The organism is Flavobacterium sp. SOK18b (genome assembly GCF_014156605.1).
GTDB lineage: Bacteria > Bacteroidota > Bacteroidia > Flavobacteriales > Flavobacteriaceae > Flavobacterium > Flavobacterium tiangeerense.
In genome coordinates, this window is record NZ_QKNZ01000046.1 from 1 (window position 1) to 21,802 (window position 21,802).

General features: G+C 34.1%; 15 protein-coding genes and 1 tRNA gene. 3 read left to right on the forward strand and 13 right to left on the reverse strand.

The window, feature by feature from the left end:
* Nucleotides 1-58 precede the first annotated feature (58 nt).
* Entirely contained in the window at nucleotides 59-529 is a 471-nt protein-coding gene (locus tag DNC80_RS08725) for a tetratricopeptide repeat protein (protein ID WP_182650884.1), read from the reverse strand.
* Between the two features lie 331 nt (nucleotides 530-860).
* Nucleotides 861-2,117 carry a GTPase HflX gene (hflX, locus tag DNC80_RS08730; protein WP_182650887.1) on the reverse strand — a complete coding sequence of 419 codons (1,257 nt, stop codon included), beginning with the start codon at nucleotides 2,115-2,117 and terminating at the stop codon, nucleotides 861-863.
* A 307-nt stretch (nucleotides 2,118-2,424) separates the two neighbouring features.
* On the opposite strand from hflX, the gene DNC80_RS08735 reads away from it, so the two are divergent.
* Complete coding sequence (locus DNC80_RS08735; protein WP_182650888.1) at nucleotides 2,425-4,542, forward strand: glycoside hydrolase family 97 protein; 2,118 nt, start codon at nucleotides 2,425-2,427, stop codon at nucleotides 4,540-4,542.
* Between the two features lie 74 nt (nucleotides 4,543-4,616).
* Here DNC80_RS08735 and DNC80_RS08740 read toward each other — a convergent pair whose 3' ends face one another.
* From DNC80_RS08740 to DNC80_RS08770, 7 genes are all read right to left on the reverse strand, one after another.
* Nucleotides 4,617-5,483 carry a hypothetical protein gene (locus DNC80_RS08740; protein ID WP_182650889.1) on the reverse strand — a complete coding sequence of 289 codons (867 nt, stop codon included), beginning with the start codon at nucleotides 5,481-5,483 and terminating at the stop codon, nucleotides 4,617-4,619.
* Between the two features lie 170 nt (nucleotides 5,484-5,653).
* Complete coding sequence (locus DNC80_RS08745; protein WP_182650890.1) at nucleotides 5,654-6,115, reverse strand: FKBP-type peptidyl-prolyl cis-trans isomerase; 462 nt, start codon at nucleotides 6,113-6,115, stop codon at nucleotides 5,654-5,656.
* A 59-nt stretch (nucleotides 6,116-6,174) separates the two neighbouring features.
* Complete coding sequence (locus DNC80_RS08750) at nucleotides 6,175-7,524, reverse strand: DUF5689 domain-containing protein (protein ID WP_182650891.1); 1,350 nt, start codon at nucleotides 7,522-7,524, stop codon at nucleotides 6,175-6,177.
* 10 nt (nucleotides 7,525-7,534) lie between these two features.
* Nucleotides 7,535-10,372: a carboxypeptidase regulatory-like domain-containing protein gene (locus DNC80_RS08755; protein ID WP_182650892.1), complete on the reverse strand. Its 2,838-nt coding sequence runs from the start codon at nucleotides 10,370-10,372 to the stop codon at nucleotides 7,535-7,537.
* Nucleotides 10,373-10,803: 431 nt separating this feature from the next.
* Entirely contained in the window at nucleotides 10,804-12,015 is a 1,212-nt protein-coding gene (locus DNC80_RS08760; protein WP_182650893.1) for an MFS transporter, read from the reverse strand.
* A gap of 239 nt (nucleotides 12,016-12,254) precedes the next feature.
* On the reverse strand, nucleotides 12,255-13,298 hold the full coding sequence (locus DNC80_RS08765; protein ID WP_182650894.1) for a Gfo/Idh/MocA family oxidoreductase: 1,044 nt from the start codon (nucleotides 13,296-13,298) through the stop codon (nucleotides 12,255-12,257).
* Nucleotides 13,299-13,541: 243 nt separating this feature from the next.
* A complete protein-coding gene (locus tag DNC80_RS08770) occupies nucleotides 13,542-14,609 on the reverse strand; it encodes an NADH:flavin oxidoreductase/NADH oxidase (RefSeq protein WP_182650895.1) in 1,068 nt (355 codons plus the stop codon).
* A 192-nt stretch (nucleotides 14,610-14,801) separates the two neighbouring features.
* Here DNC80_RS08770 and rseP point away from each other — a divergent pair, with 192 nt between their 5' ends.
* Complete coding sequence (gene rseP / locus DNC80_RS08775) at nucleotides 14,802-16,145, forward strand: RIP metalloprotease RseP (protein WP_182650896.1); 1,344 nt, start codon at nucleotides 14,802-14,804, stop codon at nucleotides 16,143-16,145.
* Between the two features lie 137 nt (nucleotides 16,146-16,282).
* Nucleotides 16,283-16,356, forward strand: a tRNA-Asn gene (locus tag DNC80_RS08780).
* 308 nt (nucleotides 16,357-16,664) lie between these two features.
* Here the strand turns inward: DNC80_RS08780 and DNC80_RS08785 are convergent.
* From DNC80_RS08785 to DNC80_RS08800, 4 genes are all read right to left on the reverse strand, one after another.
* On the reverse strand, nucleotides 16,665-17,471 hold the full coding sequence (locus DNC80_RS08785) for a DUF6035 family protein (RefSeq protein ID WP_182650897.1): 807 nt from the start codon (nucleotides 17,469-17,471) through the stop codon (nucleotides 16,665-16,667).
* Between the two features lie 106 nt (nucleotides 17,472-17,577).
* The gene (locus DNC80_RS08790; protein ID WP_220485217.1) at nucleotides 17,578-18,417 is read right to left on the reverse strand and encodes an HIT family protein; all 840 of its coding nucleotides are present in this window, start codon (nucleotides 18,415-18,417) and stop codon (nucleotides 17,578-17,580) included.
* On the reverse strand, nucleotides 18,410-19,474 hold the full coding sequence (locus DNC80_RS08795; RefSeq protein ID WP_182650898.1) for an HNH endonuclease domain-containing protein: 1,065 nt from the start codon (nucleotides 19,472-19,474) through the stop codon (nucleotides 18,410-18,412). Before DNC80_RS08795 ends, DNC80_RS08790 begins: the two co-directional genes overlap by 8 nt.
* Nucleotides 19,475-19,503: 29 nt before the next feature.
* Nucleotides 19,504-21,642, reverse strand: coding sequence for an ATP-dependent helicase (locus tag DNC80_RS08800; RefSeq protein WP_182650899.1), 2,139 nt, complete (start codon nucleotides 21,640-21,642; stop codon nucleotides 19,504-19,506).
* Nucleotides 21,643-21,802: the final 160 nt, after the last annotated feature.

Sequence of the window (21,802 nt, forward strand, 5' to 3'; positions counted from 1 at the left end):
TATTTTTTCTTTTGGTTTGATAAATGACAATCTTTCATTTAGTTGAAAATAAATTGATTTATAAAGTAATTTTAGCTTCAAGTATTTTTGAATGTAACCATTCTGATTCTTTGTGTGCTTTAGGATTTATTTTTATCGATTTATTTATCCATTTCAAAGCTTTTTCATTTTCACCTATTAATTCATAAATAGTTCCAATATTTGATGCTGTGGAATATCTATTGGGATTCGTTTTTTCAATACTAAAATACAATTGAAGAGCTTCTTTGTACTTTTTCTGCAATATTAAAATTAAACCTTTATCGGATAAATAGGCAATATCTTTGGTCTTGGTGTAAAGACTATCTAATTCGAAACTCGTTTTTTCAAAATGGTAAACAAAAAAATTATGCCCAAATGGCAATCTATGATTTTGATCCATATAAAGATAATTACCATTTTTTAATAGCTTTGATTCACCATTTAAACATGCAAATGAATTAAAATTTGATAATAAAAGTAGTAGTAAAATGAGTTTGAATTTTTTCATATTTCTTTTCTTTTTCTTTGGGAACTAAAATACCACTTGTATATCTTGGCTTCTCAGTGGCGTAACGCACTCAAATGTATTAATTTTTTCTTACAAATAGTCTAAAAATCCTAAACGTCAATAATTACCGCCAAGCCCCGCATGAAGGATGGAAGCGGCATCCTTTTTATACTTTTTAGGCTAGTAGCCTTTTGAAGGCTACTAGCCTAAAAAGTATAAAAAGATATAGCGAACAGCCTGACGCAGCTGCAACGCTAGTGAAAGCTGGGGCATGCCCAAAAAAAATCCCTCTTGAAATTCAAAAGGGATTTGGTATAAGGTTGTGAAACGATTATTCTATTTCGGTTTCATGTTCTTGTTCCTCGTCTTTCTCGATAGCGTCATTGTAATCTGGGTACAAAAACTTGTTGTACGGGAAACGGGTTATGTGTATCTGGCGCACAGACTCGTACACGCGTTCTCTAAATTCTTCGAAATTTTCTTTGTGTGTGGCCGAAATAAACAAAGCGTTTTGCTCTCCTACTCTACTCATCCAAGTGGCTTTCCATTCCTCTAGCGTGAAGTGTCTTGGCGTTTTTTCGGTCATCAAATCGTCTTCGTCAATGACTAACGGTTTGTAGGCGTCAATTTTGTTGAACACCATGATCACCGGTTTGTCATGCGCCTTGATGTCTTGTAAGGTTTGATTTACCGACTCGATATGGTCTTCAAAATCTGGATGCGAAATATCGACTACGTGCAGCAATAAATCGGCCTCGCGTACCTCATCAAGCGTACTTTTAAAGGAATCAACCAACTGCGTAGGCAATTTTCTGATGAATCCTACGGTATCCGAAAGCAGGAAAGGCAGGTTCTTAATGACTACTTTCCTTACGGTGGTGTCTAGTGTTGCAAAGAGTTTGTTCTCTACAAAAACATCACTTTTGCCCACGGCATTCATCAAAGTAGATTTACCAACATTGGTATATCCAACTAGTGCCACACGTACCATAGCACCGCGGTTGCTGCGTTGCACGCCCATTTGTTTGTCGATGGTTTTGATTTTGTCTTTAAGCAAGGCTATACGGTCACGCACAATACGACGGTCGGTTTCAATCTCGGTTTCACCAGGTCCGCGCATTCCAATTCCCCCTTTTTGTCGCTCTAAGTGGGTCCATAATCCGGACAAACGTGGCAACATATAAATACATTGCGCCAGTTCTACTTGGGTACGGGCATAAGAGGTTTCGGCACGTTGTGCAAAAATGTCTAGAATAAGGTGGGTACGATCTAGAATTTTACATTCGGTGATAATCTTGGATATATTTTTTTGCTGTGACGGCGATAATTCGTCGTCAAAAACTAGGGTCGAAATCCCATTTTCTTTTACAAAAAGGTGAATTTCTTCTATTTTTCCAGTTCCTACAAACGTTTTGGGATTAGGGCGCTCCATTTTTTGCGAAAAGCGCTTGATTACCTCTCCACCAGCGGTGTAGGTTAAAAACTCTAATTCGTCTAGGTATTCGTTTAACTTTTCTTCACTCTGATTTTGAGTTACGATACCAACTAAAGCGGTTTTTTCGAAATTGATTACTTCTTTTTCTAACATGTCATTGAATAAGCTACAAATTTACGGATTTGTAAGCGACTTATGAAGCTATGGGTTTATAAAAATGTATTTGCCGTGAATAATGATAGTTTTTTTGCGGTCAAGCCAAATGGTAACTTTCCTTGAAAAGAAATTGGCGTTCCTAGTTACTTGCTTTCACTCCAGTTCAGATTAAGCAAATTTGTACTTGAAATAATAAAAAAGGAATTACTTTTGTTTTTACGGGTTTAAAAATTGTGATTGCGGCTGCGTTATGGCTTGCGACAAGTTTTTAAACATAACATTAACTTGAAATACATTTTTAAAAATGAAGCAATTCTTTTTTACAACAGTTCTTTGTCTATGGTTTTTAGGCTCGGTACAAGCACAACAGTTGCAATCTCCAAACGGAAAAATGCTAATGGAATTTGCATTACAAACCGATGGAACGCCAACCTATACCTTAGCCTATAAAAATAAAGCAGTTATTAAAACCAGTAAATTGGGTCTTGAGTTGAAAAATGACAAGAAATCATTACTAAATGATTTTACGGTTGTTGATCAAAAAACAAGCAGTGTTAACGAAAATTGGCAGCCTATTTGGGGCGAAGTTGCCACCATAACAAATAATTATAACGAACTAGCTGTTACTTTAGAACAAAAAGAAACGGAACGTAAAATGATTATTCGTTTTCGTTTGTTCAATGACGGTTTGGGTTTTCGCTATGAATTTCCTTCGCAAAAAAACCTGACTTACTTTGTAATCAAAGAAGAAAGAACCCAATTTGCCATGACAGGCGACCACACGGCTTTTTGGATTCCGGGCGATTATGATACGCAAGAATATGATTTTACCACCTCTAAATTATCTGAAATTAGAGGGTTGACAGAGAAAGCTACAACTGCAAATGTTTCTCAAAAATCATTTTCGAACACTGGAGTTCAAACTTCATTAATGCTAAAAACGGCTGACGGATTGTACATCAACCTGCATGAGGCGGCATTGATCAATTATTCTTGTATGCACCTGAATCTGGATGATAAAAATATGGTTTTTGAATCGTGGTTAACTCCCGATGCAAAAGGAGATAAGGGCTATATGCAAGCTCCGCAACATTCGCCATGGCGTACCATCATTGTGAGTGATGATGCGAGAGAAATACTAGCCTCTAAAATGACATTGAACCTCAACGAGCCAAGCAAAATCAAAGATACTTCTTGGATTAAGCCTGTGAAATACGTGGGTGTTTGGTGGGAAATGATTACCGGAAAAAGTTCTTGGGCTTACACCGATGAGTTGCCAACCGTACAATTGGGAGTTACTGATTTCTCAAAAGTAAAACCAAACGGCAAACACGGAGCTACCAATGCCAACGTAAAAAAGTATATTGATTTTGCTGCTAAACATGGTTTTGATGGCGTGCTAGTTGAAGGATGGAACGAAGGCTGGGAAGACTGGTTTGGTCATTTAAAAGATTATGTTTTTGATTTTGTGACGCCTTATCCTGATTTTGATGTGAAAGGTTTGCAAGCGTATGCTAAAGAAAAAGGCGTAAAAATGATCATGCACCACGAAACGTCAGGATCAGTGCGTAATTATGAACGCCACCTAGACAAAGCGTACCAATTCATGAAAGACAACGGATACGATGCTGTAAAAAGTGGCTATGTTGGGGATATCATCGAAAACGGTGGCAATCATTACAACCAATTCATGATCAACCACTACCAATACGCCATTGAAAAAGCAGCCGATTACAAAATTATGGTGAATGCTCATGAAGCGGTTCGACCAACAGGAATTGCGAGAACCTACCCTAACTTAATAGGTAACGAAGCAGCAAGAGGAACGGAATACCAATCTTTTGGCGGGTCAAAGCCAAACCATGTGACGGTTTTGCCTTTTACACGCTTAATAGGTGGACCTATGGACTACACTCCTGGAATTTTTGAAATGGACTTGAGCAAGTTGAATAAAGACAATAATTCTCATGTCAATAGTACAATTGCCAATCAGTTAGCCTTGTATGTGACTATGTACAGCCCGCTGCAAATGGCTGCTGATACACCCGAGAATTACGACCGTTTTCCAGATGCGTTTCAGTTTATTAAAGATGTAGCTATTGACTGGTCCGATAGTAAATACCTTGAAGCAGAACCTGGGCAATACGTAACCGTTGCGCGTAAAGCCAAAGGGACAAACAACTGGTTCGTAGGTAACGTAAATGGCGAAACTCCTAGAACGGCAATACTAAAATTTGATTTTTTAGATAAAGGAAAAACGTACGAAGCTACCGTTTATGCTGATGCTAAAGACGCGCATTATAAAACCAATCCGCAAGCGTATACAATTAAAAAAGTTAAAGTTACTAACGCTTCAAAACTAGATGTACTTGTTGCTCCTGGTGGTGGTTATGCCATCAGTATTATAGAGATTAAAAAGTAATTAAGTAATCATTAAATATGAAAAGGCTGTCTTGTAGGACAGCCTTTTGTATATAAATTTGTTTTAGTGATGCCTTACTCATAACTATAACTAATTTCAGTTTTTACAATTCCGTTTGATTCTATAAGAGAACACGATACTGGAAAATTTGCGGCGTTGTACTTGTACTTCCTTGCCTTTCCAACGGCATCTACTGCGGTGGAACTAAAATTTAAAACATTGTTATTTCCAATAGATTCAAACTCAAATTCTTCTTCATGCCATGAAATAATGGGTACAATAACTTTATAATGCGTTCCGAAAATATTTTGAACCAGCAAGGCGTTTACTGAAATTTTATCATCAAAGGTGAAGTTTTTTATTTGTTTATCACCCAATAAATCTTTGTGGCGTATGGGGTTTTCTTTAAAATAAAGGTACTCTACTTTTTTAACAATTTGTTGGTTTCTGTCTCTTGTGGAACGTCTTACTATTATTCCGTTTTCAACTACATATTCAATGTCATCCAGCACGATTTGGTGGTTGGTGCTTTTTTTAGTAGTTACTTTTACGCGCGATCCTTCATAACTTATGGTAACGGTTTTAGTAACTAGTTCGCCGCCTTCTTCATATTTTTTGGTAAACTTTATGAGCTGATCATTGTTGTTGTACGTATAATTAATTACCTCTTTCCAATTACTGCCTACGCGCTCTTTGACTGTCATGTCCAATAGTTCCTTTGGATTGTAAAAGAAACTTTGAATCACATCAGATGTTTTGATGCTAAGTAACTTTCCATCTTTAAAAGTGTAGTTTTTATGAATGATTTCACCGTCTTTTAAATTTTTGAAATTTGTTTTTACACAGTGTATTGCTTTTAATTTTACCTCAGGCTTGGGACTTTGACTGAGTAATAGGCATGGCATTGCCATTATAAATAGGGCAAATAGATAGGTCTTCATTTGTTTTTAGTTTCAATTTGGGGTTGCTAAAATACAAAAACCTATGTACCGTTTTTCTTTTAATTCTGATTTACCAGAAGTTTTTCAAGAATATAGTATCAAAAAGTTATTATCAAAAAAGAGAAATCTACCGGAGCAGATTTCTCTTTTTTATTCGTGTAAAAAGGAACTTAATTTACCGATATCAATTTTACATCAAAAATCAGCACCGAACCTCCAGGAATAGGACCGGTTGCATTACTTCCGTAGCCTAAGTGCGCCGGAATTAATAAAACACCGCTACCACCTTTTTTGAAAAAAGGAATTCCTTCAGTCCATCCTTTGATCACTTGATTTAAACCAAAAGAAATTCCTTCTGGTTTGCTTTCATCAAAAACAGATCCATTGGTAAAATATCCTTTGTAGGCTACCGTTACGTTTGAGGTTGCTTTTGGCTGATCTCCAGTTCCAGGTTCATTAATCACATAGTACAATCCGGTACCTGTTTTTATGGCATTCAATTTATTTTTGGCAATATAATCTACTATTTCTTTTTCGTTTTGTGCAGTGTAGTCTACTTGTTTTTGTGCTTCATTGTCCCCGAAACAAGATACAAATAAGATAGATATGAGGGCAAGTACTATAGATTTCATAGGTTTTATATTTGATTATTGCTGCAAATATAGCAATTCAAGAATGATAATAAAAGAAATCATTTTTCCCCAAAAACTTGTACGTCATCTACTTGAAACGAACCATCAAGAGCTAAGTTTCGTCCAGACCCTATGTATTTGAAAGCAATATTGATTTTCCCAGTATACCCTGATAAATCAATGGCGCCGCTGCCTATAAACTGATACCATGGCGTTGCTTGTTTGGGCAGGTTCACCGTCAATGGTTTCCAAGTGGCCGTAGTAACATTCAGCCCATCAAAATCAGAAGAAACATAAACCTCTAATGCATTTAATGGAGAATCAATGTCTAAGTGATGTTGCGCTGTTCTAAAAGTTAAAACCTCTTTTGTATGCTGATCCATATCAATTTTTGGAGTAATTAGCCAAGCAATGTTAGAGATAACTTTGGTCCCTGATATGCTAAACTCAGCAAACCCATTTCCTGCATAAACAGCACCTTTCCAGAATAAAGAACCGGCTTGTACAAAATTGCCCCAACCTGGCAAACTCAAATTAGAGTTGTCTGCCACTTGATCAAAATTCTGAGAGAAAAAAGGCGTTGCTCTTGGTGTTGTCATTACAATATCTTGCTCTGAGCGAGGTAGCAACTGAAAATCATTTCCATATTTAGTGAGTACACCTCGTACTTTTCCGCTTTTATCTGGGACTATTTTTGAAGCAAAATTAGAAAAGCTACTGGTTCTTACATACACTTGATTTCCCATTTTGTCATTTAAACCCCAATTTGTGGCACCTCCTACATTATTTGCTTCCTCAAAATAGTGTCGTCCTACAGCTATTTCGGTAAATTGAACCTCTTTAAACTCAATCAAAGTATTCAAATTGGCATCTTTTAGTAAAGCCTCCATTGTTCCAGTTCGCACAAGGGCTTCCTCCTTAACGGTCACACAAGAAGCGTTCAATACTTTCTTATAATCATTTTGAGACAATCGTCCCACACCGCCTTGATTGTATGAGTTAACAAAAATGCTACCAATACGTACCCCGCCAAAATCTATATCTGTGTATTGATCTTTTAGTTTTATAAACACTTTATTTCCCAATCTATAATCTATGTATAAATTAGTAGCATCAACAGGAACACTAAACCCAAGTGCAGGGGTTGTGGCTGTTGCCAAGGTTTGAAAAGATATTGATTTAAAAAAATTCCCCGATTCGTCACTAGATACTACATAAGCCTCAATAACATCGTCATACTTGTACTGCGTCACAATAGCATTTGCAGTAGCATGAATGTCACTTACTGATTTATTTGTTACAAAATTGGGCTGGTTACATGTAAGTTTTGGTGCAGGTACTTCATCAGGCACACAACTATTAAATAACGCTAGAGATAGCACTACAAAAAAGTACAGTTTTAATTTCATATGATTTGAATTATAAATTGATATAAAGATTCACAAAATAAGTTCGACCATAGCCATAGAAATATTTGGGTCCAAAAGAGGGTGTCCCACTACTAATGTCTTGATTAACCTGTCTGAAATTGGCATTGCGTGCCTGCTCATAACCTCCTGTTTTGTAGGTTGTATTTAGCACGTTATTGATGCTTGCAAAAACACCTACATTTTTTCCATAAATAATCCATGATTTCCCTCCTATAATATTGAGTAAGGTTACAGGATCAAACTTTTCTTGTTGAAGCAATTGCGCAGCACGCTCCTCTGTAGCTTCAGGAAAATTAAAACCACTTGCTGGATTTTTATAGAAAATTCCAGTTCTCAAAATGGGAGAAACATCAATATAAGTGTTTGTTAAATAATTTACATTAGCACTTATCCACCAATACTTGGGGTCTCTATACTCCATTCCTAATGAATAGGCTCGTTGGGGCATTCCTGCTTGTTTGTAATTTTTGAGTGATGCTTTTCCAAAATCAAAAATAGGAGCATTATTTTCGGGAGTAGCGACCGCATCATTTGTAAGGGTAACTTTTGGATCATTGTCAAAGGTATACTGACCCACTGCAGCAGCAAATGTGGTTTTTATGGTTTGAGTCAATTGGTACTCTAAACTCAACTCTGCACCTATATTTTTCTTGTTTAATTGAGTCAGAGTTTGACTTACAAAGGCATCTGTGTTTAAAAAACCTGCGCCGTCATCAAAAATTCCTTCGGCATAAAAAAACGAAATTTGAGTAGCATTACTCAATTTAGAAAAATATGCGGTTACTCTTGCTTTCAGTTTTGGGGAACGGTACACGTAACTAGCATCAATGCTACTATTGGTTTCGCTTTCTATATCATTCACAATAGTGTTATTGAGTCTGGCATTGGCAAAAGTATTTCGTAAAGTAGGTGCCTTTGTAGCATGAGCCGCATTTAATACTATCACTTGTTTGCCCGAAATTTTGAAACTTAAACCCCCTTTAAAGCCAAAGTTTTCAAAGGATACGTTATCACTTTTTCCAAAAGAATTAGTTTCGTAAATGCCGTTTTTGTACAAACCTTCGCGTTGATAACTTGTAGACGAAAACTGCTGCGCCAAATAAAAATCTATTTTATTATATGAGAATTTAAACTGCGTAAAGGCCTCTAAAACATTGGCAAAAAAATTAAAATTATAACCGTATTTGTCCCCTACTCCTATTTGCCTGTTGGGATTGTTTAAATCAGATTGTGATTGATTGCCATCATAAAACGCATCAATATCATCAAAATAAGAACCTCCTAGTAAGTCAACTAAAACTTGAGAATTATTTGATTTCATTTTCTTAAAAGAAGCCCCTGCATTCATGAAAATATTTTCAGATAATGATGAACTTACATTTGTAGTCACTGCTCCCGTTTCGGCTTGTACTTGATCTTCATACAAAACATACTTACTTCTAGCAGGTTCATAACCTGTGATGTTGCCATTTCCATCTAATATTGGCGTTTGATTGGCTAGGTATAATGACCGCCAGTCTAGTTGTGGATTAGCTAAAAAAGCAGCTTTACTTTTGTCAGCATTTTCAAGATCAGGAGTAAATGCTCCCGAAAACTCTCCTTGATCTGGTGCATATAGTGAGGAATAATAACTGGGCATTTTTCTATAATATGTAGGATCTGGACTATTGGCATTTTGATAATCAATGGTACTATTTGCAGTAGTACCTATTTGATAAAAAACACTAGTATTCCAATTTGTTTTATCATTGACTTTAAAATAATGATTGAGCATGAAAATAGGCTCCTCTATTGTTTTTTCGCGAGCATTGCGTTTTTTCCCGTCCTGAAAACCCCAATAGGAGTTATACCTTGGGTTTGTTAATTGCGTAACTTCGGCAGTATTTGGCGAATTTTTAGCTCTAAAATTTGGTGTGTAAAAAGTAGTAAGGTTAAGGGCATGCTGACTTCCTAACTTTTTTTCGAGGCTTACAAAAAACGAATTCGAATCGTAATTTGTTCCTTCAAAATAACCTTCCTGAGCCCAGCGTTTTCCAGCTGAAACCACATAGGCCCAACCCTTTTTACTCATACCAGACGCATGCGTAGCCATAGAGCGCCAATTGTAATTAGTATTAGTTCCAGAAAATGTAATTCTGGTTCCGGGTCTATAAATAGAGGCTCGAGTATTTATTTCTTGTGTTCCAAGGATGCCTCCAAAAGTATAATCAGAAGGTGCGGTTCCTAAGGTAAATTCTTGATTGCGAAGAGCATCATTTAATCCGCCCCATTCACCCCATTGTGGTCTACCATCATATACCTTATTCATGGTAACCCCATTGATCATCATCGTGGAGTGTTCACTATCCAAACCTCGTACTCTAAAACGAGCTTGTCCCCAGTTGAAAGCGGCAGCTTGTAGAAAAGCGTCCCGAGAAGATTGCAATAATCCAGAGGTACTTTCTGAGGAACTGTTCTCATCATTAAAATCACTATCCATTAATGTGATAATGCTACTTTGCAAGTCCAAAGATTGATCGTCTTGAAGACTTATATTTCCTAAGTCTACCATTTTTCCGGCTGTTATCTCCAGCGGATATAAGGCATCTTTATAGCCTTGACTGTGAACTAAAACCAAAATAGCACCAGACGAAACACCCTCAAAAACAAACTTGCCTTCCTTGTCTGTGACTTGCATCAAGGATGTGTTTTGAACACTGACTACAACAAACGGAATGGGATTTTGAGTTTTTGAATCGATTATTTTTCCAAAAAAACCAGTGCTTTCTTGTGCTTGAATGCCACTCCAAAAAAAGATAAAAAACAATAGGTAATACAGTTTCCTCATAAATTCAACATCAAATAATTTAAGATTAAATAAACAGTAATAATAATTCAGCCATTGCACGAGCAACAGCTGAATTAAAATCATTACTAGTTGTTATCCTTCTGTAGGACAACAACAAAAAAATTAAATGTGAATTTTGGAAACGTGGTATAAACTTTAAAAAAACGCTACAGTTTGTGTGGTATTAGCAACTGGGCGACGTACTTATTATATTGATTGAAAGAATTATAATATTAAAAGTACTAAAAAAATATTAACATATTGGTTTTCATCAAAAAAAAATTAATATTTTTTCTGATGAAAATAAATTCTTCTGTATAGCCCTGATGGGAGTAAGTATCCTTTCCTGTCCTTTTTTTAGGACAGGAAAGATACTGCGTACAGCAGGAATACTACTGCTTAAGAAAAAAAATTAGACTGCTCCTAAAACCTTATTTGATTGCTTTAATTCTTGAAACCATTACGGCAATCAAGAGTCCAAAAACACCTATAAATGCAAATGAAAAACGTAAACTTGACAACTCAGCTATATATCCTATTATGGGTGGTCCCATTAAAAAACCAAGGAAACTTACGCTAGAAACGGTTGTTAAGGCTACACTGGGCGCAACATTAGGCGTTTTTCCAGCCACACTATAAACAGTTGGGATTATAGTTGAAACACCTAATCCTACAAACATAAACGCTATAGTTGCTGGTATCACATATGGAAAAAATACAGCTGTAAAAAGCCCCGATGAAATAAGAATTCCACTTACTTGTAATACTACCTTGCGTCCGAATTTTAAAATAATGGCATCTCCTATAAAGCGTCCGCTAGCCATCATGATCATAAATGAAGTATAACCCAAGATAACAAGCGGTCCTGGAGCTTTAATTACATCTTTGAAATAAACTCCACTCCAGTCAAACATCACACCTTCACTGGCCATGCAACAAAAGCCAATAACTCCTAGCCATAGCAAGGAACTATCTGGTTTTGAAAATAATTTTTTCTGTTCAGTTTGTATCTTTTCTTTGGCTTTTATCAAATGTTTAAAGTTAAATAGCATCATTAAAAGCACTAGTGCAGCTACAATTATAAAATGAATATAGGGCGTGAGTTGCAAGGACAACATGGCTAGACCTACTAATGCTCCTGTAAAACCTGCAAAACTCCACATGCCATGAAAGGAAGCCATGATGGTTCTCTTGAATAATTCCTCTGTATAGACGCCTTGTGTGTTGACCGCAATATTAGACAGGTTTCCAAAAATTCCAAAAACAAATAATCCTAATGACAATTGCCATGCGGCTGTAGCCAAACCTAAATTTGTCATGCTCACTACATACATGGATAATGCAACTATTAAAACTTTATGACTCCCAAAACGGGTGACTAGTTTACCAGAGAAAGGCATCACAATAAGTTGCCCCAATGGCAAAGCAAACAAAATGGTTCCTAATGCTCCTTCGCTGAGATGCAACGACGTTTTGATATCTGGAATTCTACTTGCCCAGGTAGCAAAGCACAACCCCATCCCGAAGTAAAATACAGATACTGCCCAGCGTATGCGATTTAAATAACAAACTTTTGCTTGTGTATAACTCTTTTTTAGCTTGGCTTTAGTTCTTGTTTTTCCAAGAAATTGTAAGTCTATCAAAATGATTGTTTTTAATTTTAGGGCCAAAATTACAAAAAGCAATGATTGGCTGTATTGAAACAACCTATTTGAAAAAAATTACAACGTTATTGTTTATAAATTCAAGTACATCAACAAAGCTTATTGAAAATACAATGAACGTTTTAGTCGATGAAAATGGGTTTCTAAAAAATGCCACAGATTCATAGATTTCATTAAATTAATAATCTGTGAATCTGTGGCTAATTTTTTTTTAAGATTTATTTCAAATCAATTACTCTTTTCTTAGCATTGCTTTGTAGTGCCGCTTCAATAATTTGCATGACGTGTACGCCCTCTTGTGCGGTGACTGGTTCTGGACTATTATTTACAATTGAATGGTATATACCGTCAAAAAAATCATAGTAATTACCTTGAAGCGTAGGTACGATTTCCCGAATAATTTCTCCATTAATTTCGGTATGCAACAAACCTTGTTTTTCAATTGGCTCCGTTCCCCAAGTTTCTAAATTAGGTTTGTATCCTAATTTTAGTTCGTCTTCCTGTACATCACCGCGCGGTTTTAAAAAAGACCCTTTTTCGCCATGAATAACATAAGTAGGATTGGCTTCCCGAACAAAAAATCCCGCTTTTAGACGCACTCTAAAATTAGCATAATACAGCAACACATCAATATAATCATCTACCAAGGAATGTTCTCTCGTAATGCGGATATCAGCAAAAACCGAATTTGGCAAACCAAACAAACACAATGCTTGATCAATAATATGAGGCCCTAAATCCTTGAGAATTCCTGATCCATCAGAAACTGTTTCTTTGTGTAACTTTGGACTCAAAAGCGGATTGTACCGATCAAAATGAATCTCAGCCTCCACTATTTTACCCAATACTTTATCTGAAATAATTTGTTGAACGGTTTTAAAATCACTGTCCCAACGCCTATTTTGAAAAACAGACAATTTAACATTTTTATCTTTGGCAATAGCCGCAAGCTCCTTTGCTTGAGCAACTGTTGTCGTAAAAGCTTTCTCTACAATAGCATGTTTTCCTGCCTCTAGCACTTGTTTTGCATATTCATAATGCGTGGCCACAGGCGTATTCACAACAACTAAATCTATATCATCTTGTAAAACCTCATCGAGTGAGGCATAGCTTTTTAAAGCAGGGAAATCTTGGTGTAGTAATTTTTTACTGCGTTCCCAAGAACCAATGAGCTCAAATCCTGGATGGAAATTTAAAAAAGGAGCATGAAAAACTTTGCCTGACATTCCGTAAGACAATAGAGCTGTTTTTATTTTTTGCATAAAATAATTTTCAAATTTGTGACGTGTTCATTTTAAACATGTAAGTCATATAAGATTTTAAAATTATTAGGCAAACCCTTAACTTTTTTTAATTCCTTAATGGTTTAAAAAATATTGAAACATATAAGTCATATAAGATCTTCAAATAAATAGAACAAAAGCGAACCATCAAAAACTTAATTTTCTTAATACCTTAATGGTTTAAAAAAAAGAAAACTTATATGACTTATATGTTTCAAAACCTTACTGTTTCGCTCTAGCGTATTGTTTTGGCCATTCCATATCGGCATCTAACTCTTGGGCAAATGTCAAACCTAAATTAGGATCTCTCAAAGATTCTCGTGCTATAAATACCAAATCAGCTTTTCCAGAGGCAATGATTTCCTCGGCTTGAGCAGCTTCCGTAATTAAACCTACCGCTCCTGTTTGAATTCCAGTTTCATTTTTTATGCTTTCGGCAAAAGGAACTTGATAGTTAGGTCCTAACGGAATTTGCTGGTGCGACACCAAACCTCCGGTTGAAACATCAATTAAATCAACTCCTTTTCCTTTTAAAATTTTAGAAAGTTGAACCGATTCTTCTAAGTTCCATCCACCCTCAGCCCAGTCAGTTGCTGATATCCTTACAAAAAAAGGTAAATAATCTGGCCATTCTGATTGTACGGCCTCAACAACTTCAAGCGTCAATCGGATACGGTTTTCAAAACTTCCACCGTAATTATCCGTTCTAAAATTAGATAGCGGTGATAAAAATTGATGCAATAAATACCCATGAGCAGCATGTATTTCCATCACCTGAAAACCTGCTTGAACAGCTCTTTTTGTAGCAGATTTAAAATCTGAAATTACTTTTTGTATTCCTGCTTCATGAAGTTCAAGAGGAGAGTTCTCAGTATGATGGTAGGCAACTGGGCTTGGTGCTACAGTATCCCAACCTCCTTGTGAATCATCAAGTTTACGCCCACCGTTCCAGGGTGACGCAGAGCTGGCTTTACGTCCGGCATGCGCCAATTGTATTCCGGGAACTGAATTTTGACTTACAATAAAAGTATTGATTTCATTCATCTTCACAATTTGCTCGTCATTCCAAAGTCCTAAATCCTCTGGTGAGATTCTACCTTCGGGTGAAACCGATGTGGCTTCTTGAATAATCAATCCTGCGCCTCCTATAGCGCGACTACCCAAATGTACCAGATGCCAATCATTAGCAAAACCGTCTTGGGCTGAATATTGACACATGGGAGAAATTGCAATTCTATTTTTTAGCGTGATGCTTTTTATGGTAATAGGAGAAAATAATTTTGACGACATTATACGTGTTTTAAAGTGATATAAATCCTAAATAACGGGATTTAAGAAAGTAAAGTTAAGATTCAGCATTCAAAGTTCTATTTCAAATTAACATAATTAACAAACTTTTAAATTGCTCTGGAACAATTATTGTAAAATATACAAACAGAAAACCCTATTTTTGTGCATCATATTAAGAATCAAAATTAAAAAATGGATTTATTTATCAAGCTTTCTCAATTCTTATTGAGCTTATCCTTACTTATTGTACTTCACGAGTTAGGACATTTTATACCTGCAAAATTATTTAAAACTAGAGTCGAAAAATTCTACTTATTTTTTGACGTAAAATATTCCCTTATCAAAAAGAAAATTGGCGAAACTGAATACGGTATCGGTTGGTTGCCGCTTGGTGGCTATGTGAAAATTTCCGGAATGATTGATGAGAGCATGGACAAAGAACAGATGGCTTTGCCGCCGCAACCATGGGAATTTCGATCTAAACCAGCTTGGCAACGATTAATCATTATGTTAGGTGGTGTTACTGTAAATTTCATTTTGGCTTTCATAATATATATAGGTATGGCATTTGCGTACGGTGATACTTATATTGCTAATGAAGACTTGAAAGACGGTTTACTTGTAGAAAATAAAACCATGCAAAAAGTAGGTTTTAAAACTGGAGACCACATTGTATCTGTTGATGGTGAAAAAATTGTAAAATTTGACAATGATCTTACCATGAAAGTAATCATGGCAAAAGAAGTCATCATAAAAAGAGGCGCAACAGAACAAACTATCAATATGCCAAATGATTTTGTTGACCAATTATCAAAAGTTGAGAAAAAAAGTTTACTTGATATCAGAATGCCATTTGTGGTAGGAGCTATTTCTGAAGGTTCTAAAAATACTACTTTGATGCCAAAAGACATTATTCTTTCTGTAAATGGGCAAACTACCAAGTACTATGATCAAGCCAAAACAGTTTTTGAAAATAATAAAAACAAAACCGTAACGGCTTTAATCCTAAGAGACGAAAAAGAAATTAAATTACCTATTCAAATCAATTCTGAAGGAAAACTAGGAATAGGTATTGGAAGATTGGGAATGGATTATTTAGAAAAACTTGGGTACTACAAAGTAAGCAAACAAGAATTTGGGCTATTAGAATCAATTCCTGTAGGTATAACTAGAGGAAAAGATCAATTAGTAGGATACGGAAAACAATTAAAAATGATTTTTAATCCAGAAACTAAAGCTTACAAGCAAGTTGGTGGTTTCAAAGCTATATTTGATATTTTCCCAAAAACTTGGAGTTGGGAAATGTTCTGGACTATTACTGCTTTATTGTCTATAATGCTTGGTGTAATGAACCTTTTGCCTATTCCAGCACTAGATGGTGGTCATGTGATGTTTTTATTATACGAAATTATTTCGGGTAAAAAACCTAGCGATAAATTCCTAGAGAACGCACAATTAGTTGGTTTTGTTTTACTTATAACACTATTACTATTTGCAAACGGAAATGACGTTTACAAAGCAATTGTAGGGAAGTAAAAAAAATGAAAAAAAGTTTCAATTTTATTTGCAGAAACCAAATGATAGCCTATCTTTGCAACCGCTTAGACAAACAAACAGAGTTATTCAAAAGCAAATAAATAAGACGTTCTTTAAAAAAATAAAAATATACAGTTTCCTCCTTAGCTCAGTTGGTTAGAGCATCTGACTGTTAATCAGAGGGTCCTTGGTTCGAGCCCAAGAGGGGGAGCTTTTAGAAAGCCATTCAAGAAATTGAGTGGCTTTTTTGTTTTATAATAGTTTTGAGAATTGGTTCGAGTCCGCCGAGAGGAGGAGCTCTTAAAAGGACTATCAGCAATGATAGTCTTTCGTTTTAAGCTCAGCAAACAAAGGAATCTATCAGTGTGAAAATAATCTCATCTAGACAGTTCTTGCACTACAACGAGTTTGGGATTAAAAATGCGTAATCTTTTGGTTATGCCAAATATTCCAAATACAAAACCATCTTTTCATTAAGCCAAATTCCTAAATCCTTTGTACTGGCTGTTAGTCGTTCGGTTATTTCAGTTCTGGAAATAAATTTATTACTATTTCTTCAAATTCTTTATTTTGTATTGGCTTATTAGTTTCAAATTCAGCTAGTTTCTTTTTAAAAGTGCCTTTTCTGGAATCTAATTCCATTATTTGTCGCGTTCTTTCGTAATATCTCATTGCTTTTAAAATGACTTCACCACTTTCTCTATAAAATTGAATGGCATTATTTATAACACCAAGTAAATTAGGAAAGTTAAAGCTTATTGGCTTATTCATTTTTAAAGAAAGTATAACGAAAAGTTCACGATGCTTTTGACAAGCCAAAGCAAATTTTTCTTTGTTATTCAATTTTACTGCAAATCTTAAAATTGACCAGCTTTCTAATTGACTTTGAGATTGAATTTTTTTATAGAGTTCTGCCACAAATATTTCGTCTTCCTTTTTTACAGAATAGTTACGTTCAAACAATTGGTTTATGGAATAGATTAAAAAACTACTTTTTTCAAAAAAATAATTTTCGGCTAACAAAATAAAAACAGTTTTTCCTGCTTCGTCAATACAATTTACTTCTAAATTGATATTTGTAGACCTTAAAAGGAAATATGAAAATTTATCTTTTTCTTTATTTTTTAAAATTTCATTTAAGATATATTTAGAATCAATTCCAATCATTTTAGACAAGTCTAAACTATCATTTAAGTACTTAGTTTCTTCTTTATTTAACTTATCAACTATGCCTTGCCCTGCAAAATATTCTGCGGAACAATCTAAATAGTATTTTTCAAGTTCAATGATAAAGTTATCAATACCTTGTTTTTTCCAGTAATCCATTTTTGGCTTGTATAAAATTGTTAAAGCTTTTTTTATTTTTCGTCCTTTTTTGGTTAACTGACGGCTAACATAATAAATTTAAATTAATACTCTTTGTTACTTGGAATCACTCCACGAATTCCACCTCTCGGTTTTTTATAACATCATTTTTATATCGTGGAATAATGTGTATATGACAATGCGATATTGTTTGTCCAGCATCCTCATTGATATTTATACCAATATTAAACCCATCTGGTCGAAATTTTTCTTGAAGTATGTTTTTTAATTTATTCACGACAATCCAACAGGCGGTTTGTTCTTTTAAAGTCAAATCAAAATAATTTGAAACTAATCTTTTTGGGACAATTAAAGCATGGCCTTCTGAAACTGGAAACTTATCATAAAATGAAAAGACTGTTGCTGTTTCAACAATTAACTCTCGTGTTTCTTCTCCAATTAAAAAAGGGCTTAAATCTACGTTTCCTTTGTTTAAAACAGTATAATGTTGGTACTCATATATTTCGCAGTTTTCGTTCTTATAAATAGACAAATAACCTAATCTGATTAAACATTGATAAGTTTCTTTCTTATGGATTTTGTGAATTCTAAAACCTTCGTATTGAATATCTCTACGAACAGCAAAAAAGGCTTTTCCGTTTGGCTTTAAGAGACTCGATACATTCATTAAAACCTCAGCTTGTTCTTCAGGAAGTAAAACATTTAGAACATAAAAGCACAAGATTGTATCATATTTTTCGGTTGGAAATGTTGGAAAATAAAAGGGATCGTATCCAATAATATCAAAACCTTCATTTTTCAATAATTCTACATCTTTACCAATACCACAGCCAAAATCTAAAACTTTACCCTTAATCTTTTTTTGATTTAGTAAAATCCTTGCAGGATAAGAAAGTGATGTTCTTTCAATTGCTGTTAAGTGACTATTTGGGTTTTGGCTACTCATTCATAAATAAAAATCCGTTATTACTAGCAATGGTAATCAATGGTTGAATGGTATTTGAAAATTTATCTTTTTCAAAAGCATCAATACTGGGAAAAATCGTCAGAAACTCATCCATATATTTACTACTTGAACTATACTGTTTATTGATTTCAAAAGCTAACTTTTGTAATTCATAAAATTTGTGGAAATGCTTATCAAACAACGGAAGTTTATCACTTTTTGAAGAATTGAATTTTTTTTCAATTGGCAACAAATTCCAAATTAAATCATGTGAAACAAAAGCATGAGGAACAAAATGATCCAAAGCATAATTCTTTTCATCGAAATATAATTTAGTATCTGTAAAAATACAATCTATGTGTCCTATCTCTTTGAAAACAGGTTTCCAATATTGATTGGTTTGTTTAGCTAAACTATTTCTAATTGCAGGTTTAATTAATTTATTAGGAATGTCAGGTACATTTGGATTTCTGACTTGAAGAAACAAAGTCAAATTCCAATAACAGAAATCTTTAATGATTTTTGCGTTGCTTCGCAAATAATCAATCCAAATCGGATTAATGCTGATAAAGTTCTTGTGTAAAGCGTATAAACTATCATTCAAAAAAGATTGCGAATCCGCATAAATTCGCTTGCAATGAGCATTATCTGTCTCTCCTGCTAATTTAGGAAACCAAGGCGTCAAAAACCAATGAGGTACGTTTTTATCAAAATGCATTAATTCTTTAATGGTAACTTTATTTTCAGATGTTTCTAAACGTTGATTTAGGCTTTGTTTTTTCTCATCAATAGTAAGTAATACTTCCGCATTTAAGATCCTTTCTACAGCCATTTGAATATTATCTTGTTTTCCGTACGACACATGAAAGTAATTTATCGTATACCAAGAATTGCTTATCATTCTTGCAAAAATTTTTCTTTTTTCAAGTTTCAAATGACCTTCTTCAACCAATTCAATAATGGCAAGCAACCAATAAAATTTATAAGTAGCAGAAGTGCTTCTGAAAACAGAAACCAATTTATTGATTGGTAAATTATTTGAAGTTGGAAGGTTCATCAAGCTTAGATTATTAATAATTTATTCCGTTAAAGTTTTTTTCCACAATTTCGACAAAACTTGTCTGACATATTAATAGTTGCTCTACAATCGCTACAATTAATAATTTGTGAATCTATGTTTTTAATTATTGGCTTATTAACATTATAGAAATGTTGAGGAATTTCATCGACAAATGACGACTCGTTTCCTAATTCTGTAATCAGAAATAATTCGTCTTTGGCTCTTGTTATTGCAACATAAAACAATCGTCTTTCTTCTTCAAGTAAAACATCATATTTTATATCCTTAACAACTCTAAAAATAGCATCATCTAACCAAATATCTGGGAATCCTCCGTTTCCTTCAGTTAAACCAATTATAAAAACTGCTTTAGCTTCAAGCCCTTTTGATGCGTGAATGGTTTTAGATGAAACAAAAAGTCTATTTTCTTTCAGTGCAGCCAAATATGGGCTAAACATTTTTGATCTTCGATACAAAACAAGAATATCATCTTTACCCAGACCACCTTGATACAATTGTCTTACTTTATCAACTAAAAATTCTACGCCATCATCTTCTGTACTTTTGGCTCTATATATTTGAATTTTACTCGGCATTTCATTAAATGCTCTAACATCTTTGCTGATTTGGTTTTTATTATTTTTTATAACTTCATTGCTTGCACCAACAATTGTTTGCGTACTTCTATAATTCACATCTAATTTATGTATCTCACAATCTTTATAATGCATTTCAAAATTGACAATGTAATCCACATTTGAACCTCTAAAACCATAAATACTTTGCCAATCATCTCCAACACAAAATAATTGATTGTCAGGTTTTAATAACAAGTCTAAAAATTTTACTTGCAAACCATTCACGTCTTGAAATTCATCAACCATTAAATACTTATATTTACTTCTATAAAGTTCTCTAACATCTTGATTTTCTTTTAATAATTTAACGGCTAAAATTATCAAATCATCAAAATCTACGTAAGATTTATTGGTGCAATATTTTTTATATTCTTCAATAATTGGAATAGCTAGTTCGTAAAAAACTCTAATTCTTTCATGATCACTTTCACCTGATTTTTCTAGCAAATGTGAAGGCTCAATACCTTCGCCTTTCATCATAGATTGTAAACGCATGACAGTTTTTAAAAACTCATCTATTTTATGATGGTAACGATGAAACTCTTCTTCATAACTTATAGAAACATATTCTGTTATGTTTTCAGTAATTTTACCTTTAATAATCCTCTCCATGGTTAAATTGAAAAGAATTGAATTATTCATTATAGCCTCATAAGTAATAGCACAATTTTTACCACCTTCAATAAATTGCCTTTCTTTATCCTCCATTTTATAGCTCTTGTCGGTAACGTGCTCTAGATAAAGATTAGCTTGAGGAATAAAAAAATCTGGTTTAAAATTAAAGTCTTTGAAGTTGCTTACTTTTTCGTAAACATATTTTATATTATGTCTATACAACCAATCAGCAATATCGCGCTCCGATTTTGACTTTACAATTTCACCTTTTAAGGTAGTATAAGTTTTTTGCCCTTCATTGGTGTAAACTTTTATTTCTTTATCAATAGAAAACTTTTCAACATAATAATCTAGTATATAACGTTTTAATTTCAAGATATAATCACGATCTCGACACGCTAGAACTAATATTTTACTAATAATATCTTTCGGCTTTTCATTAGCAAGAATATCCTTTGCTTTCAAATCGACTTCATCAGTAGTATTATCCGTAATTAGTTTGAATTTATTATCAAAAACTGGATTGCCATTATCACGGAGAATTTTATAACATAAGGAGTGAAATGTTCTAATTGTTAAATTCGAAATCCACGGTTGTTCAAGAACTCTTTTTCTTCTTTCAGCCTCTTTTTGTTGAATAGTTGTGTATTTATTTTGAATGTAGGATTCGTAAGTATTTGTTTCATCACTTGCAATAATCAATCTATCAATCATTTCATTAGCAGCATTTTTTGTAAATGTAATTGCTAGAATGGAAGAAGATTTTACTTCTTTTTCAGTAACTAAATAAAGAAGTTTAGAAATAACTGTTTTTGTTTTACCAGAGCCTGCACCAGCTAGAACTAATACTCTCTTAGCTTCTGAAAGTACTGAAGCTTTTTGTTTTGGGTTTAAATTGTCAATTATTTTCATTTATGTGCGCTAATATCATACAGAAATGTACGATTATATTATTTATTTGTTTTAAACAGGTAGTTTTTACTGCCTATAATTCTATTTTAATTAACATGTATTTTCGAGAGACTAACTTCCTTCTACAAAATTAAACTTACATGAGGTAATATATCAATCC